2 protein-coding genes are annotated in these 2,494 nt (G+C 45.1%); both read left to right on the forward strand.

All coding sequences use genetic code 11. The features are described from left to right. Nucleotides 1–1,664: methyl-accepting chemotaxis protein (locus B4J23_RS14265; protein ID WP_291361550.1), on the forward strand; the 1,664-nt coding region annotated here is incomplete at its 5' end. A 167-nt stretch (nt 1,665–1,831) separates the two neighbouring features. Next, nucleotides 1,832–2,494: Hpt domain-containing protein (locus tag B4J23_RS14270; protein WP_291361552.1), on the forward strand; the 663-nt coding region annotated here is incomplete at its 3' end.

The raw sequence follows: 2,494 nt of genomic DNA on the forward strand, positions 1-2,494 counted from the left end.
AGTGGACAGAAGTGTCTTCTAGTATTGACCTGATTGCATCGCAACAAAAAATCATTAACCAGTTATATGACACCAACATCGCAATTGGTGAAGCCATCCCGGGGATTCAGGCTGAATATAACTTGATGGTCGACCAGATGGCGCGTCAAGACATGCCGTCTAACCAGGTGGTCATTGCGAAAAACCAAGTATTCATTGCGGAGCGTATTTTACGTTCGATCAGCTTGGTATTGACCGGTAACGACGGTTCACGTGAATCAGCGGACGACTTCAGTGCCGATACCGAAACTTTCGGTTCATACTTAAATGCACAGTTAAACGGTTCTGCTGAACTGGGTGTACAACGGATTACTGATCCAAACCTGCGCGAGTCTCTTGAAGGCATTAAAGCAGAATATGATGATGTACTTGAATCAGCATCTGCGACAATCCTGAAAAACTCTGCGCAAATCGTAAAAGTACGTCAGGCATCTGCGTCAATTTTCTCGCAATCGGATGTCCTGCTCGATAACCTGAACAAACTATCTGGTAACTCTGGTCTGAAAACAATCGTTCCAGCGGTTTTGTTAATTCTGTTATTGATCGGCTTCCTGCTGTGTGTATTCCGCCTGTTAACCCTACGTGGTGCATCGGATAAACAGCGTGTAACCCGTCTTCAGGAAGAATATGACCGTAACCAGAATGCGATTTTACGTTTACTGGACGAGATTGCTGACCTTGCGGATGGTGACTTGCGTTCATATGCAACAGTATCGGAAGACTTTACCGGTGCGATTGCCGACTCGATTAACTTCGCGATCGACCAGTTACGTGACCTGGTATCTCGTATTACCGAAACTTCTCAGGAAGTTGCGCAATATACAGCGACAACTCAAAGCATTACCAACCAGTTAGCTGAAGCATCTGAACACCAGGCACAAGAAATTGCCGGTGCATCTGCTGCGATTAACGAAATGGCGATGTCCATTGACCAGGTATCTGCCAACGCGGAAGAATCTGCAGTCGTTGCGGAACGTTCAGTACAAATTGCTGCAAATGGTGCAGACGTTGTACACCGTTCAATTGAAGGTATGGATACGATTCGTGAACAGATTCAGGAAACGTCGAAACGTATTAAACGTCTGGGTGAATCTTCACAAGAAATTGGTAACATCGTCGCCCTGATTAACGATATTGCCGACCAAACGAACATCCTGGCTTTGAACGCAGCGATTCAGGCGTCGATGGCGGGTGAAGCTGGTCGTGGTTTCGCCGTGGTAGCGGATGAGGTCCAGCGTCTTGCGGAACGTTCTGCATCTGCAACTAAACAGATTGAAGGCCTGGTAAAAACCATTCAAACGGATACCAACGAAGCCGTAATTTCAATGGAACAAACCACAGCCGAAGTTGTACGTGGTGCGAACTTGTCTAAAGATGCCGGTGTGGCACTGGATGAGATTCAGAACGTATCGAATAACCTGGCAAAACTGATTGCAAACATTTCCGATGCTGCGAAACTTCAGTCAGCATCTGCAGGTCATATTGCGATCACGATGAATGTCGTACAGGAAATTACTTCACAAACTACGAGTGCAACCTTCGATACAGCACGTTCGGTATCTGAATTGGCGAACATGGCCGATGCATTACGTGAATCTGTATCTGACTTTAAACTACCCGAATAAAGTCAGAAAGTATGAGGGGAGTGTGCCTTAACCCAGGTTGAGGCACATTCAGAAATACAGATAAAGCCTCGACAAGATGGACCTAACTATTAAGGATAGGTCTCGCGTGACGGTCACAATTAAGTTTGAGCGCCCTTCTTGGCGGCACAACGTAAGAAGCATTAGCTATGAAAGAAATATTAAAAAATTTAGTTGAAACGACAACGCTTCCTGAAGACAGTTATCTTGATCAAGATGCAGAAATTCTTGAAATTTTTGTCGAGGAAATCGAAGAAATTTTCGTTGAGTTAAATGCTTTATTTCCAGAATGGTTGAGTGATCCGGCTCATCAGGAAAACCTGAAAACCATTCGCCGCCATTTTCATACCCTGAAAGGTTCAGGCCGTATGGTGGGGGCTAAATCTGCGGGTGAAATTGCATGGGCAGTGGAAGATACCTTAAACCGGGTACTTTCAGGTTCAATCCAGTTAACGCCTACGATTCAACAGTATGCCAAAGCTGTACTGAATATTTACCAGTTTACTTTATATCCAAAATTCAAACAGGTGCAGGAACTCGATGTTGACCTGCGCCCAGTCGTGCTTTTAGGTCAGCAATTACAACAACAAATGACACCTGAACCGGCTTTAGAAGAACTCTTGCAACTGGCAGACAGTCTGATTGCCGAAGGTCAGATCACAGGTCTTGAGCTAGGTGATTCGGCTGAAGATCAAGATACAACTGCAGCAATAGAAATAAGCACAACAGAATTTGAGCTTGAAGAAGCTGATAGTGAAGATGCTGCACGTAGTGATGTAGAAGAAACTGTGGCGATCTTTATCGAGGAAGCG

The sequence above is a fragment of the Acinetobacter sp. UBA3025 genome (assembly GCF_002367915.1).
Lineage (GTDB): Bacteria > Pseudomonadota > Gammaproteobacteria > Pseudomonadales > Moraxellaceae > Acinetobacter.